Origin of the sequence: Streptomyces nigrescens, from assembly GCF_027626975.1 — a bacterium.
Classification (GTDB): Bacteria; Actinomycetota; Actinomycetes; order Streptomycetales; family Streptomycetaceae; genus Streptomyces; species Streptomyces nigrescens.
The window spans coordinates 2,989,631-3,003,416 of sequence record NZ_CP114203.1 but is presented as its reverse complement, the minus strand read 5'-3'; the positions used below and the strand labels follow the sequence as shown (position 1 = coordinate 3,003,416).

The following is a 13,786-nucleotide window of genomic DNA, read 5'->3' as shown; positions in this document are numbered from 1 at the left end:
TTTTTGTTGCACAGCAACCTCACAAATCCCGTCAAAACCCTCAGCTTCGAGAAGAGACGCAGATGACCGAGCAGGCCTCCGGGGCCCACCATCCGCAGCCGCGGGCCCGTAACGCCGGCGGACCGCAGCAGCCCGCCACCGTCGAGCACGTCACGGGTGCGCAGTCCCTCATCCGTTCGCTCGAGGAGGTCGGGGCCGACACCGTGTTCGGCATTCCCGGCGGTGCGATCCTTCCGGCGTACGACCCGATGATGGATTCCTCGAAGGTCCGGCACGTCCTGGTGCGTCACGAGCAGGGCGCCGGTCACGCCGCCACGGGATATGCGCAGGCCACCGGCAAGGTCGGCGTGTGCATGGCGACCTCGGGTCCGGGTGCCACCAACCTCGTCACCCCGATCGCCGACGCCCACATGGACTCCGTCCCGCTGGTCGCGATCACCGGTCAGGTCGCGTCCAAGGCGATCGGCACGGACGCGTTCCAGGAAGCGGACATCTGCGGCATCACGATGCCGATCACCAAGCACAACTTCCTGGTCACCGACCCCGCCGAGATCCCCCGGACGATCGCCGAGGCGTTCCACATCGCGGCCACCGGCCGCCCCGGCCCGGTCCTGGTCGACATCGCCAAGGACGCGCTCCAGGCACAGACCACCTTCGCCTGGCCGCCGCACACCGAGCTCCCCGGCTACCGCCCGGTGACCAAGCCGCACGCCAAGCAGATCCGTGAGGCCGCCCGGCTGATCGTCGAGTCCAAGCGCCCGGTGCTCTACGTCGGCGGCGGCGTGATGAAGGCCGGCGCGACCGCCGAGCTCAAGGTGCTCGCCGAGCTGACCGGCGCCCCCGTCACCACCACCCTGATGGCGCTGGGCTCCTTCCCCGACAGCCACCCGCAGCACGTCGGGATGCCGGGCATGCACGGTGCGGTCACCGCCGTCACCGCGCTGCAGAAGTCGGACCTGCTGATCACCCTCGGCGCCCGTTTCGACGACCGGGTCACCGGCAAGCTGGACTCCTTCGCGCCGTACGCCAAGGTCGTGCACGCGGACATCGACCCCGCGGAGATCGGCAAGAACCGTGCCGCGGACGTGCCGATCGTCGGTGACGCCCGTGAGGTCATCGCCGACCTGATCGTCGCCGTCCAGGCCGAGTACGACGCCGGCCACCGGGGCGACTACAGCGCCTGGTGGAAGGACCTCAACCGCTGGCGCGACACCTACCCGCTCGGCTACGACCTGCCGGAGGACGGCAGTCTCTCCCCGCAGCAGGTCATCGAGCGGATCGGCGAGCTCGCCCCCGCCGACACCATCTACGCCGCGGGCGTCGGCCAGCACCAGATGTGGGCCGCCCACTTCATCGGCTACGAGCAGCCCTCGACCTGGCTGAACTCCGGCGGCGCCGGGACCATGGGCTACGCCGTCCCCGCCGCGATGGGCGCCAAGGCCGGGCAGCCGGACCGTACGGTCTGGGCGATCGACGGCGACGGCTGCTTCCAGATGACCAACCAGGAACTGGTCACCTGCGCGCTCAACAACATCCCGATCAAGGTCGCGATCATCAACAACGGCGCGCTGGGCATGGTCCGCCAGTGGCAGACCCTGTTCTACAACCAGCGCTACTCCAACACCGTGCTGCACAGCGGCCCCGAGTCCAACGGCCTGGTGACGGCGGGCAAGGCCAGCGGCGGCACCCGCGTCCCGGACTTCGTGAAGCTGTCCGAGGCGATGGGCTGTGTCGCGATGCGCTGTGAGGACCCGGCGGAGCTGGACGCGGTCATCGCCAAGGCCAACGCCATCAACGACCGCCCGGTCGTGATCGACTTCATCGTCCACGAGGACGCCCAGGTGTGGCCGATGGTCGCCGCCGGCACCTCCAACGACGAGGTCATGGCCGCCCGGGGCGTGCGTCCCGACTTCGGCGACAACGAAGACGACTGAGCCCAGGACGTCACGGACGCACGGAAGAAGAGAGAAGACCATGTCCAAGCACACGCTCTCCGTCCTGGTGGAGAACACCCCCGGCATCCTCGCCCGGATCGCCGCCCTGTTCTCCCGCCGCGGCTTCAACATCGACTCCCTCGCGGTCGGGGTCACCGAGCACCCCGACATCTCCCGCATCACCATCGTGGTCAGCGTCGAGTCGCTGCCGCTGGAGCAGGTCACCAAGCAGCTCAACAAGCTCGTCAACGTTCTGAAGATCGTCGAGCTGGAGCCGGGCTCCGCCATCCAGCGCGAACTGGTCCTGGTCAAGGTCCGCGCCGACAACGAGACCCGCTCGCAGATCGTCGAGATCGTCCAGCTCTTCCGCGCCAAGACGGTGGACGTCTCGCCCGAGGCCGTCACCATCGAGGCCACCGGATCCAGTGAAAAGCTGGAGGCGATGCTCAAGATGCTGGAGCCGTACGGCATCAAGGAACTGGTGCAGTCCGGGACCATCGCCATAGGCCGAGGCGCCCGGTCCATCACCGACCGCTCGCTGCGCGCACTGGACCGTACGGCCTGACCGCCGCGGTCCGACCGGACCGTATGGCGAGACCCACCGCCTTTCCCCGCCCCGCCCGACGTACTGTGTGGGCACCCCGCTAGATCCAAGGAGATACCCGAAGTGGCCGAGCTGTTCTACGACGACGATGCCGACCTGTCCATCATCCAGAACCGCAAGGTCGCGGTCATCGGCTACGGAAGCCAGGGCCACGCCCACGCGCTGTCGCTGCGTGACTCGGGCGTCGATGTGCGGGTCGGTCTGCACGAGGGTTCCAAGTCCAAGGCCAAGGCCGAGGAGCAGGGCCTGCGCGTGGTGACGCCGGCCGAGGCGGCCGCCGAGGCCGACGTCATCATGATCCTGGTGCCGGACCCGATCCAGGCCAAGGTCTACGAGGAGTCCATCAAGGACCACCTGAAGGACGGCGACGCGCTGTTCTTCGGCCACGGTCTGAACATCCGCTACGGCTTCATCAAGCCGCCGGCCAACGTGGACGTCGCGCTGGTGGCCCCCAAGGGCCCGGGCCACCTGGTCCGCCGCCAGTACGAGGAAGGCCGCGGTGTGCCGTGCATCGCGGGCGTCGAGCAGGACGCCTCGGGCAAGGCGTTCGAGCTGGCGCTCTCCTACGCCAAGGGCATCGGCGGCACCCGCGCCGGCGTCATCAAGACCACCTTCACCGAGGAGACCGAGACCGACCTGTTCGGTGAGCAGGCCGTGCTCTGCGGTGGCGCCTCGGCGCTGGTCAAGGCCGGCTTCGAGACCCTGGTCGAGGCGGGCTACCAGCCGGAGATCGCGTACTTCGAGTGCCTCCACGAGCTGAAGCTGATCGTGGACCTGATGTACGAGGGCGGCCTGGAGAAGATGCGCTGGTCGGTCTCCGAGACCGCCGAGTGGGGCGACTACATCACCGGTCCCCGCATCATCACCGACCAGACCAAGGCCGAGATGAAGAAGGTGCTCGCCGAGATCCAGGACGGCACCTTCGCCAACAACTGGATGGCCGAGTACAACGCCGGTCTGCCGAAGTACAACGAGTACAAGAAGGCCGACGAGGACCACCTGCTCGAGACCACGGGCAAGAAGCTCCGCAAGCTGATGAGCTGGGTGGACGACGAGGCGTAAGCCCGGGGACAGGGGGTCGCGGCGATGCTGCGGCCCCCTCGTCCATGGCGCCCCGCGGCGCCTTGTCCGCCGCGTAGAACCACGCACGGGTGATCCTTCCGCATCGGCACAGGACGCGCCCCCCACCGCCACTACACTGCCAAGCACAAGCGCGTCAGGCTCACAGCGTCGTGCGTCTTCCACGCGGCATGCCCCCTTCACCGCCTTCGGCCGTCGGGACGGCCGTCCGCGAAGGACTAGTGAGGACTGAAGACCACGTGAGCTCGAAACCTGTCGTACTGATCGCCGAAGAGCTGTCGCCCGCCACGGTCGACGCCCTCGGTCCGGACTTCGACATCCGGCACTGCAACGGCGCGGACCGCGCCGAGCTGCTCCCCGCGATTGCCGATGTCGACGCCATCCTCGTGCGCAGCGCGACGAAGGTCGACGCCGAGGCCATTGCCGCCGCCAAGAAGCTGAAGGTCGTCGCCCGCGCGGGTGTGGGCCTGGACAATGTCGATGTCTCCGCCGCCACCAAGGCCGGCGTGATGGTCGTCAACGCCCCGACCTCCAACATCGTCACCGCCGCCGAGCTGGCCTGCGGTCTGCTGGTCGCCACGGCCCGCAACATCCCCCAGGCCAACACCGCCCTGAAGAACGGCGAGTGGAAGCGCAGCAAGTACACCGGCGTCGAGCTCAGCGAGAAGACCCTCGGTGTGGTCGGCCTCGGCCGGATCGGCGTCCTGGTCGCCCAGCGGATGTCGGCGTTCGGCATGAAGGTCGTCGCCTACGACCCCTACGTCCAGCCGGCCCGTGCCGCGCAGATGGGCGTCAAGCTGCTGACGCTCGACGAGCTGCTCCAGGTCTCGGACTTCATCACGGTGCACCTCCCCAAGACCCCGGAGACCGTCGGTCTCATCGGGAACGAGGCGCTGCACAAGGTCAAGCCGTCGGTCCGGATCGTCAACGCCGCGCGGGGCGGGATCGTCGACGAGGCGGCGCTGGCCAGCGCGCTGAAGGAGGGCCGGGTGGCCGGCGCGGGCCTGGACGTCTACGCGACCGAGCCCTGCACCGATTCGCCGCTCTTCGAGTTCGACCAGGTCGTCGCCACCCCGCACCTCGGTGCGTCGACGGGTGAGGCGCAGGAGAAGGCCGGTATCGCGGTCGCCAGGTCGGTGCGGCTGGCGCTGGCCGGCGAGCTGGTGCCGGACGCGGTCAACGTCCAGGGCGGGGTGATCGCCGAGGACGTCAAGCCCGGACTGCCGCTGGCCGAGCGCCTCGGCCGGATCTTCACCGCGCTGGCCGGCGAGGTCGCCATGCGCCTCGATGTCGAGGTGTACGGCGAGATCACCCAGCACGACGTCAAGGTGCTGGAACTCTCCGCGCTCAAGGGCGTCTTCGAGGACGTCGTGGACGAGACGGTCTCCTACGTCAACGCCCCGCTGTTCGCGCAGGAGCGCGGCGTGGAGGTGCGGCTGACGACCAGCAGCGAGTCGCCCGAGCACCGCAACGTCGTGACGGTGCGCGGCACCCTCGCGGGCGGCGACGAGGTGTCGATCTCCGGCACGCTCGCCGGTCACAAGAACATCCAGAAGGTCGTCGCCGTCGGGGAGCACTCCATCGACCTGGCGCTCGCCGACCACATGGCGTTCCTGCGCTACAGCGACCGCCCCGGTGTCGTCGGCACCGTCGGCAAGATCCTGGGCGAGGCCGGCATCAACATCGGCAATATGCAGGTCTCGCGGGCCGATGTCGGTGGTGAGGCGCTGGTCGCGCTGACCGTCGACGACACCATTCCGCCGAACGTGCTCAGCGAGATCGCCGAGGAGATCGGCGCGACCTCGGTGCGCGCGGTGAACCTCGGCGACTGACCGCCAGGTCTTCGCAGGTCAACGGGCCCGGGCCCCGCTTGTGCGGGGTCCGGGCCCGTTTGCGTGCCCGCATCGTACGGGCGCCGTCGCGGTCCGCGACCGGGCGCCCGGCGAGGTCTCACACCTCAACCATTCACCCGAATGGCCTATCCGAGGGTGAGGTCGCGGGGGCCGTCGGCGCGGTCGTGGGGCCGCCGGGGCCGTCGGCCGCCGGTCCTCCCGAGTCGCTGGGGAGATGTTCGCGTCGCGCAATGGGAACTGCGCGTGCCCCCGCCGGTGCGTGCGGAAGGAGAGAGACGCCATGAACGCACCCCTGGGGGACGCCCCGCAGAGTCTGACCGGCTTGCACGTGGTCGATGCGGACGGTGCAAAGGTGGGCACGGTCCAGCAGGTCTACCGGGACGATGCCACCAACGAGCCCGAGTGGATCACGGTGCGCACCGGGCTGTTCGGCATGAAGGAGACCTTCATCCCGCTCGCCGGCGCCCGGCGGACCGGCGACGAACTGCATGTTCCGCACGCCAAGGCCACGATCAAGAATGCACCGCGGATCGACGCCAACGGCCATCTCGACCCCTCCGAGGAAGAGGAGCTGTACCGCCACTACGGGATGACCCGGCCGGGCATGGCCGCCCCGGATGCGGCCGGCCCCACGTCCCGGCCCGGCCCCCGGGCGACCGGGGACACCGGGCCTCCCACCCCCACGGGCGGCGAGCGCAACAAGCTGATCGAGGGGCCGATGGCCGGGGCGGGCGCGGGCGCGGGCGCGGGAGCCGGTACCCGGGCCGGACCGCAGGCGGGCGACACCGGCGACACCGCGCGCGGCAAGGAGCAGATGCCCGAGACCGGCGCCGAGGAGCGCGAGAGAGGCCGCCACCCGGGCGAGCGGGAAAAGGGGCGCGACGACGGTACGGGCGGCGGGCGCGAGGGACCGGACCGGCCGCGCTGACCCGCGTCGGGCGCCCGGCCCGGGGAGCGGCGAAGGCCGCGGTCGCACATCCGCTCTCCGGCCACGGCCCTTCGGGGGCGCGACAAGCGACGTATACGTACGTCTAAAACGGGTGTCTGGTACGAGCGTATGTGCGGCGATAGGCTGCCCTCATGGGACACCGTGAAGATCTTCTGGAGGGCGCCAAGCGCTGCCTCCTGGAGAAGGGATACGCGCGCACCACCGCCCGCGACATCGTGGCCGCGTCCGGCGCCAACCTCGCGTCCATCGGATACCACTACGGCTCCAAGGACGCCCTGATGCGCCAGGCGATCATCGCGTCCAGCGAGGAGTGGGGGGCCGGTGTCGCCCAGGTGCCGGGCGCCGACGAGGCGGTGCCGGAGGACGCCGCTCCGCTGGAGCGGTTCGCCGCGGTCTGGGACCTGTTCCTGCAACGGATCGCCACGGAACGGGAGTTCATCGCCGCGCAGGTCGAGGTGCTGGGGCTGCTGCCGCGCGACGCGGCCCTGCGCGAGGCGATCGGTGAGGTGCTCCCGGAGGGCGGCGAGGGGCTCGTCGCGGTCTTCGAAGGGGTGCCGGACACCGAGGTCGACGCGGAGGCGGCCCGTGTCGTCGGCTCCTTCTATCAGGCCCTGCTCACCGGCCTGATGGTCCAGTCGCTGCTCACACCGGAGGCCATGCCCTCCGGCCGGGACCTGGCGACCGCGCTGCGCCGGGTCACCGCGGGCGAGGTGCTGGGGAAGAAGGAGTGACGGAGGCCCCGGGCGCCCGTCCGGTGGAGATTTGCGGCGGCTTGTCCTGCGTGCTGTCCTGAAGTGAAGAGGTTGCGCAGTCGACGCCCGCGGGCGTGGTGAACCGTGGTTGAGCGGCCGTCAGTACAGGGCCGGCCCTCCACCCGGCCGGCGCCCGTGGGTGCTGAGCGGCCGATCCACCCTCCACGGCACGCCAGTCCCTGCTCACTGGATGCCGGTGACGAAGGGCCTGCGCATGACCGAGAATCCGCACGATCCGGCAGAGCAGAAGTCGGCAGAGCAGAAGAAGGCGGAGCAGAAGAAGGCGGAGCAGAAGAACGCGGAGCACCCGCCTCGGACCGGCCCGCGGCCGGCACCGCGATGGTCGCAGCGGGGACCGGCGTCCGCACGTGCCTACGCCCCGGTCGCCGCGCCCACCGTGTGCCCCGTCTGCGGGGGCCCGGTGGAGGGTGAGCTCACCTGTCAGTTCTGCGGGCAGGTCATGGTGCTTCCGCACGGGATACACCTGTCCACCGTGGGGCTCCGGTTCGGCGGGTTCCTGCTCGAAAACCTCCTGATGATCTGCACGCTGTACATCGGCTGGCTCATCTGGGCCTTCCTCGTCTTCCCGCGGGGTCAGACCCCGGCCAAGCAACTGCTGCACATGCGGGTCATCTACATTCCGGAGGCCCGCGCGGCCCGCTGGTGGCGGATGTTCTTCCGTGAGTTCATCGCCAAGGGCATCATCGGACTCCTCGCCTCCGTCACTCTCCTCATCCCCTACTTCTGGCTGCTCTGGGACCGCAACCGGCAGGAGCTGTGGGACAAGATGGCCACCACGCTGGTCATCACCGACCCCGAGGACCGGCTCCGCCCGCCCCGTCCGCCGGCCGCCTCGCTACCGGAGTGAGCGCTGAGCCGGGTGAGCGAGGGGACGGACGCTCTCCGCGGGCCCGAAGGCCGAGGTCAGAGGCTTGTGCAGGGGGCTGCGGACCGTCCCGCGCCCTTCACGGCGGACCGTCCTGAACCGTTCACAGTCGCGCCGCCTTGAGCGCCATGTGCAGCAGCAGCCGGTGCTCGCCGTCGTCCAGATCGAGGCCGGTCAGCTTCTCCACCCGGCCCAGGCGGTAGTAGAGCGTCTGCCGGTGGATGCCCAGGGCGTGTGCGGTGCGGCTCGCCTGGCCCGCGCAGTCGAGGAACACCTCGGCGGTGCGCGCGAGTTCCGCGTGGGCGGGGGCCAGCAGCGGGCCGATGGCCGGGTCGGGTGCGGTGCCCGGCAGGGCGGTCAGCATGCGGTACGGGCCGATGGCGTCCCATTGGGTGATCGGGCCCAGCCGGGGCTCGGCATGGGCCGCGCGGGCCGCGTCCAGCGCTTCCCGCCAGGTGGCCGGAAGGTCGGTCAACTCCCTTGTGCCGAGGCCGATTCCGGCGGCGCCCGGCCGCGGCGGCGGGGGATGCGCGGAGCCGCCGCGCGCGCCACCGCGCGGCGCCCGCCCCTCGGCCGGTCCGGCGGACGCGCGCGGGGAGCGCAGCAGATGTTCGGCCACCGTGTGGGCCGGGGCGGACGCGCCGGACGCGCGCAGACGCACCAGCGCGGCCAGGGCGGGCACGGGCGCAGCGGGGTGCGGGAGGACTGTGGACCCGGCGCGGCCGTTGCGTCCCGAGCCGGGGCGCGCCGCGGGCTCCGGCTCGTCCGCGCCCGCGGCCGGGCCGTCCGCCGGGCCGCCGCCCGCCGGCAGCGCACACGCCGCGAGCAGGCCCGGAAGGCTCGGCAGCGGCGCCGCGTCGGTGTCCGAGGTGTCCCAGGGCACCACCGCGACCAGGGTGAGCGGGGCGCCCGGGGTGAAGCGCAGGCTGTCCCGCAGCGCATCGCGCAGCGCGGCCGCCGCGGCCGGCTGTCCGTCGGGCGGGGCGGCCAGCAACTCCCGCAGCAGATCGCCGAGTTCGGACCCGGCGCGGGCCTCGTCGGCCAGCAGGGCGCCGATCCGGGCGGCGGTCTCCATCGCCTGCGCGATCCGCGGGTCGGGCGGCGCGCCCCGGCTGCCCAGTTCGAGGTCGGTCAGATGCCCGTCGTCCAGCAGCCAGACGTAGCCGTGGACGATGCCCCGATGGCGTACGGGCAGACAGATGCGGCCCTTGAAGACCCCGGCGGCCGGGTCCGGCGGAATGCGCAGGGCGGTCTTGGCGCGGGCGATGCCGAAGGCCTCGAACCAGGCCCGTACCGCCGCCGAGGAGCGGCGCTGGAGGATCGAGCGGGTGCGGACCGGGTCCATCACCTCGTCGTCGTCGCCCTCGTGCGCGCCGAACGCGATCAGTCCGAAATCCCGGTCCTCCAGCGTCGCCGGTGCGCCGAGCGCCGCCGAGATCTCGTCCACGAGCTGCTGGTAATCGCCCCGCATCGGCCGCCCGGCTCCTCTCCTGTCGTCACACCACCGGCATCGCCGGTGTCTCGGACACCTCTCACACCACTGTCACCACTGGCACGGTCACCTCACCCTCATTCTCATACATCTGTCTGAGATCCCGACCACGAAGGCGTGACAGCTGTCGATGGCCGGGAAGTAGCGCGATCCTTAAGTTTCAGGTGGCTCAATATTGCCGACGCGTTCGCCCGCCCGGTGTCCGCCCGGTACTTGTCACTCTGAATCGTGGAGGTGCCCATGCTGGGTCCCGTGCTCCTGGCCGCAGCGCGCAGTGACAGCATCCGCCGGCTTGTGGCGGCCGCTCCGGTCACCCGGCCCGTGGTGGACCGGTTCGTCGCCGGAGAGCGTCTGGACGAGTCCATGGCGGCCGTGCGGTCCCTGGCCGCGCGAGGCCTGGAGGTCACCCTCGACCACCTGGGCGAGGACATCACCGACCCGGCCGAGGCGCTGCGCAACCGCGATGCCTACCTCCAGCTGGCCGCGGCCCTCAAGGAGCACGGACTCGGCGTCAAGGCCGAGATGTCGGTCAAGCTGTCCGCTTTCGGTCAGGCGCTGGCCGGCGGCCACGAACTGGCGCTGAAGAACGTCACCCCGGTGGTCGAGGCCGCCGCCGAGGCCGGTACGACCGTGACCCTCGACATGGAGGACCACACCACGGTCGACTCCACCCTCGCGATCCTCGCCGACCTGCGGGAACGCTTTCCCCAGACGGGTGCGGTGCTGCAGTCCTACCTCTTCCGCACCGAGGACGACTGCCATGCGCTCGCCGGGGAAGGCTCCCGGGTGCGGCTGGTCAAGGGTGCGTACAAGGAGCCCGCGACCGTCGCCTTCCAGGACAAGCGGGAGGTCGACAAGGCCTATGTGCGGTGCCTGAAGATCCTGATGGCGGGGGAGGGCTACCCCATGATCGGATCGCACGACCCGCGGATGGTGGCCATCGGCCAGGAGCTGGCGCACCGCAACGGCCGCAAGCCGGCCGACTACGAGTTCCAGATGCTGTACGGCATCCGCGAGGCCGAGCAGCAGCGGCTGGTCGCCGAGGGACACCGTATGCGGGTGTACATCCCCTATGGCACCGACTGGTACGGCTACTTCATGCGCCGCCTGGCCGAGCGCCCCGCGAACCTCGCGTTCTTCTTGAGGTCGCTGGCGACCCGCGGCTGATCGCCTCGCGCCTGATCGCCCCGCGGAGGCGGGCGCGGGTGGATGCTGGAAGCCGGGGGATGCTCCCGGACGGCGCCGCCCGCAGCCGCCCACCCGAAGCGGCCGCGGCCGCACCACCGACGTACGAAAACCGACGAGCGAAATCGAAGGAGACACGGCCGCTATGGACGCTGTGACCCAGGTCCCCGTGCCGGTGAACGAGCCGGTCCACACCTACGCCCCCGGCAGCCCGGAGCGTTCCCGCCTGGAGGCCAAGCTCAAGGAGCTGGCCGGCAACCCGATCGAGCTGCCGATGACCATCGGCGGCGAGCACCGGATGGGCGGCGGCGAGCGCTTCGACGTCGTTCAGCCGCACAACCACTCCGCCCGTCTCGGCACGTACGCCAACGCGACGGTCAAGGACGCCCAGGACGCGGTCGACGCCGCGCTGGCCGCCGCCCCGGCCTGGCGCGCGATGTCCTTCGACGACCGTGCCGCGATCATCCTCAAGGCCGCCGACCTGCTCTCCGGCCCCTGGCGCGAGACGTTGGCCGCCGCCACCATGCTCGGCCAGTCCAAGACCGCCCAGCAGGCCGAGATCGACACCCCGTGTGAGCTGATCGACTTCTGGCGCTTCAACGTGCACTTCGCGCGCCAGATCCTCGCCGAGCAGCCCCCGGCGAACTCCCCGGGTGTCTGGAACCGCTCGGACCACCGTCCTCTTGAGGGCTTCGTCTACGCGATCACGCCGTTCAACTTCACCGCGATCGCCGGCAACCTCCCGACCGCGCCCGCGCTCATGGGCAACGTCGTGGTCTGGAAGCCGTCCCCGACGCAGACCTACGCCGCCGTGCTGCTGATGCAGCTGCTGGAGGAGGCCGGGCTGCCCAAGGGCGTCATCAACCTCGTCACCGGCGACGGCAAGGACGTCTCCGAGGTGGCACTGACCCACCCCGACCTGGCGGGCATCCACTTCACGGGTTCGACCAAGACCTTCCAGTACCTGTGGAAGACGGTCGGCATCAACATCGAGAACTACAAGACCTACCCGCGGCTCGTCGGCGAGACCGGCGGCAAGGACTTCATCGTCGCCCACCCGTCGGCCGACCGCGCCGTGCTGAAGACCGCCATGACCCGTGGTGCCTTCGAGTTCCAGGGCCAGAAGTGCTCCGCGGCCTCCCGCGCCTACGTCCCGGCCTCGCTGTGGAACAGCGGCCTCAAGGAGGAGTTCGCGGCCGAGGTCGACGCCCTCGCCATGGGCGATGTCTCCGACCTGTCGAACTTCATCGGCGCCGTCATCGACGAGCGCTCGTTCGCCAAGAACAAGGCGGCGATCGACCGTGCCAAGGCCGACCCGACCGTCGAGGTCGTGGCCGGCGGTACGTACGACGACAGCGAGGGCTACTTCGTCCGCCCGACGGTCCTGGTCTCCACCGACCCGGAGAACGAGATCTTCAAGGACGAGTACTTCGGCCCGATCCTCGGCGTCTACGTCTACGACGACGCCGACTACGACGCGATGCTCACCCAGATGGAGTCCGCCTCGGCGTACGGCCTGACCGGTTGCGTCATCGCCCAGGACCGTGCCGAGGCGGCCCGCACCTGTGAGGTGCTGCGCTTCGCGGCCGGCAACTTCTACATCAACGACAAGCCGACCGGCGCCGTCGTCGGCCAGCAGCCCTTCGGCGGCGGCCGCGCGTCCGGCACCAACGACAAGGCCGGCGCCAAGCAGAACCTGATGCGCTGGACCTCGACCCGCTCCATCAAGGAGACCCTGGTCCCGCCGACGGACTACCGCTACCCGCACATGGGCTGACGTCCGACCGGCCGCACGCCGACGGCCCGGCTCCCCTCTCCCCGGGGGCGCCGGGCCGTTCGGCGTTGCTTCATGCGCCCCGCGCCGGGCCAGTGATCGCCTCGCCGATGACGAAGCCCTTGGCGGGGCCTTCGGGGATGATCACGTCGATGCCGTACGCCACGCGGTGCACGTCCGTGTAGACCGCCTCGTCGGGGCGCGGTGCGGCGAGCACGGTGACCGTCCCGTGGCCGTCGTAGTCATCGATGAGGACGTAGACGGGGATGCCGGCGCCTGCGTAGGCACGGCGCTTGGGCTCCCGGTCACGCTCGGTGCCATCGTGACCTGGCGAGAGCACCTCCACGATCAAGTGGACGGCGGACGCCTTGATGCCGATGCCGTCATCGGTGACATGCGCCTCGGAGTCTTCCGGCGCGATGAGCAGTCAGGGATCCAGACCTTGCGATCGTGAACGACGTTGATGTCTTGGTACGCGGCCCATTCACCCTCGTCCAGGTGCCTGTCGACGGCCCGGCGAAGCCGGTTGGCGATCTGGCCGTGTGCAAAACGTCCGGTGGGCGACACCTTGATGGACCCCTCGAAGATCTCGGCGTGAAGGCCCTCGGGGGGTTCCATGGCTTTCCATGCCTGCCACAGGACCTCATCCAGATCGGGCCCGGGTGTCGTGGCCTCTGGCGTCGTCACGGGCTTTTCCTGCGTGAGCGCGGTCATGGTGCAGCACCTCCTCAGTGCGGGCGGGCTCGGCCTGGTGGCACAAGCGACACCGCCACGCTAGGGAGCGCCGGGACCGCCATGACCAGCGAATGTTCCCGGATCACTCGTTCGAGCACACGCCTGCCGTCTCAGATAGTAGGAAGCCCAAGTAATTGTGCAGACATCACGGCCGAGCTGTCCTAGCGTTGTAGGAGCCGAACGTAACGCTCCATCGAGCGAGTGCGGATGCGGCCCGGTGCGCAAGCGCAGGTGACCCCTGCCGTGCCGAGGCCCCCGCCTCTTCCGGCCGCTTGTGGATCGACGCATCCCATTTCATCTCGGGGCTCTGGCTTAGGAGACGTGAATCATGGCTGAGACTGCCGTCCGCAGGACCCGTCACTCCGCCCGTACGACCGGCGACGCCGACCGCAGGAATGCCGCGGCCGCCCTCCAGCGTGCCCTCGACCGCCGTGACAACGGCGGCTCCACCGGGCACTGAGCCGATGCGTGCGCGACCCGGGTCGGTCCTGTCCAGGCCGGCGTCGATGCCCTGCCGCTGCTGCTGGCGGATCCGGCTGTCC

At 70.3% G+C, this 13,786-nt stretch carries 13 protein-coding genes; 10 read left to right on the top strand and 3 right to left on the bottom strand.

Features of this window, described 5'->3' with window-relative positions; genetic code table 11:
• The first annotated feature begins 62 nt into the window (after positions 1-62).
• The 7 genes from STRNI_RS13495 to STRNI_RS13465 all read left to right on the top strand — a co-directional run bounded on the left by STRNI_RS13495 (position 63) and on the right by STRNI_RS13465 (position 8,040).
• Positions 63-1,934, top strand: coding sequence for an acetolactate synthase large subunit (locus tag STRNI_RS13495; protein ID WP_018087234.1), 1,872 nt, complete (start codon positions 63-65; stop codon positions 1,932-1,934).
• Positions 1,935-1,974: 40 nt separating this feature from the next.
• Positions 1,975-2,499 (top strand): acetolactate synthase small subunit, encoded by a 525-nt coding sequence (ilvN, locus tag STRNI_RS13490; RefSeq protein WP_018087233.1) that lies wholly within the window; start codon positions 1,975-1,977, stop codon positions 2,497-2,499.
• A 102-nt stretch (positions 2,500-2,601) separates the two neighbouring features.
• Positions 2,602-3,600, top strand: coding sequence for a ketol-acid reductoisomerase (ilvC, locus tag STRNI_RS13485; protein WP_018087232.1), 999 nt, complete (start codon positions 2,602-2,604; stop codon positions 3,598-3,600).
• Positions 3,601-3,857: 257 nt separating this feature from the next.
• Positions 3,858-5,450, top strand: coding sequence for a phosphoglycerate dehydrogenase (gene serA, locus STRNI_RS13480; RefSeq protein ID WP_018087231.1), 1,593 nt, complete (start codon positions 3,858-3,860; stop codon positions 5,448-5,450).
• A gap of 301 nt (positions 5,451-5,751) precedes the next feature.
• Complete coding sequence (locus STRNI_RS13475) at positions 5,752-6,399, top strand: PRC-barrel domain-containing protein (protein ID WP_018087230.1); 648 nt, start codon at positions 5,752-5,754, stop codon at positions 6,397-6,399.
• Positions 6,400-6,551: 152 nt separating this feature from the next.
• Complete coding sequence (locus STRNI_RS13470) at positions 6,552-7,151, top strand: TetR/AcrR family transcriptional regulator (protein ID WP_018087229.1); 600 nt, start codon at positions 6,552-6,554, stop codon at positions 7,149-7,151.
• A gap of 235 nt (positions 7,152-7,386) precedes the next feature.
• Positions 7,387-8,040 (top strand): RDD family protein, encoded by a 654-nt coding sequence (locus STRNI_RS13465; RefSeq protein WP_159486007.1) that lies wholly within the window; start codon positions 7,387-7,389, stop codon positions 8,038-8,040.
• A 121-nt stretch (positions 8,041-8,161) separates the two neighbouring features.
• On the opposite strand, the gene STRNI_RS13460 is transcribed toward STRNI_RS13465, so the two are convergent.
• On the bottom strand, positions 8,162-9,529 hold the full coding sequence (locus tag STRNI_RS13460; RefSeq protein ID WP_277411319.1) for a PucR family transcriptional regulator: 1,368 nt from the start codon (positions 9,527-9,529) through the stop codon (positions 8,162-8,164).
• Positions 9,530-9,790: 261 nt separating this feature from the next.
• Between STRNI_RS13460 and STRNI_RS13455 the strand changes: the two genes are divergently transcribed.
• Together STRNI_RS13455 and pruA are read left to right on the top strand one after the other, a co-directional pair.
• Positions 9,791-10,717, top strand: a complete 927-nt coding sequence (locus tag STRNI_RS13455) for a proline dehydrogenase family protein (RefSeq protein ID WP_018087226.1) — start codon at positions 9,791-9,793, stop codon at positions 10,715-10,717.
• A 163-nt stretch (positions 10,718-10,880) separates the two neighbouring features.
• Positions 10,881-12,512: an L-glutamate gamma-semialdehyde dehydrogenase gene (gene pruA / locus STRNI_RS13450; RefSeq protein WP_018087225.1), complete on the top strand. Its 1,632-nt coding sequence runs from the start codon at positions 10,881-10,883 to the stop codon at positions 12,510-12,512.
• A gap of 70 nt (positions 12,513-12,582) precedes the next feature.
• Here pruA and STRNI_RS41365 read toward each other — a convergent pair whose 3' ends face one another.
• The gene (locus tag STRNI_RS41365; RefSeq protein WP_338149812.1) at positions 12,583-12,855 is read right to left on the bottom strand and encodes a PDDEXK family nuclease; all 273 of its coding nucleotides are present in this window, start codon (positions 12,853-12,855) and stop codon (positions 12,583-12,585) included.
• Positions 12,856-12,857: 2 nt separating this feature from the next.
• Positions 12,858-13,223, bottom strand: coding sequence for a hypothetical protein (locus STRNI_RS41360; RefSeq protein ID WP_308432999.1), 366 nt, complete (start codon positions 13,221-13,223; stop codon positions 12,858-12,860).
• A 349-nt stretch (positions 13,224-13,572) separates the two neighbouring features.
• Here STRNI_RS41360 and STRNI_RS13440 point away from each other — a divergent pair, with 349 nt between their 5' ends.
• Positions 13,573-13,704 carry a hypothetical protein gene (locus tag STRNI_RS13440; protein ID WP_018087223.1) on the top strand — a complete coding sequence of 44 codons (132 nt, stop codon included), beginning with the start codon at positions 13,573-13,575 and terminating at the stop codon, positions 13,702-13,704.
• Positions 13,705-13,786 lie beyond the last annotated feature (82 nt).

Bases quoted from the DNA above. Each gene is read 5' to 3' on its own strand.
- STRNI_RS13470 (WP_018087229.1), top strand. From the start codon at position 6,552: ATGGGACACCGTGAAGATCTTCTGGAGGGCGCCAAGCGCTGCCTCCTG.
- STRNI_RS13440 (WP_018087223.1), top strand. From the start codon at position 13,573: ATGGCTGAGACTGCCGTCCGCAGGACCCGTCACTCCGCCCGTACGACC.
- ilvN (WP_018087233.1), top strand. From the start codon at position 1,975: ATGTCCAAGCACACGCTCTCCGTCCTGGTGGAGAACACCCCCGGCATC.
- STRNI_RS13465 (WP_159486007.1), top strand. From the start codon at position 7,387: ATGACCGAGAATCCGCACGATCCGGCAGAGCAGAAGTCGGCAGAGCAG.
- STRNI_RS13455 (WP_018087226.1), top strand. From the start codon at position 9,791: ATGCTGGGTCCCGTGCTCCTGGCCGCAGCGCGCAGTGACAGCATCCGC.
- pruA (WP_018087225.1), top strand. From the start codon at position 10,881: ATGGACGCTGTGACCCAGGTCCCCGTGCCGGTGAACGAGCCGGTCCAC.
- STRNI_RS41360 (WP_308432999.1), bottom strand. From the start codon at position 13,223: ATGACCGCGCTCACGCAGGAAAAGCCCGTGACGACGCCAGAGGCCACG.
- STRNI_RS13460 (WP_277411319.1), bottom strand. From the start codon at position 9,529: ATGCGGGGCGATTACCAGCAGCTCGTGGACGAGATCTCGGCGGCGCTC.
- STRNI_RS13475 (WP_018087230.1), top strand. From the start codon at position 5,752: ATGAACGCACCCCTGGGGGACGCCCCGCAGAGTCTGACCGGCTTGCAC.
- STRNI_RS13495 (WP_018087234.1), top strand. From the start codon at position 63: ATGACCGAGCAGGCCTCCGGGGCCCACCATCCGCAGCCGCGGGCCCGT.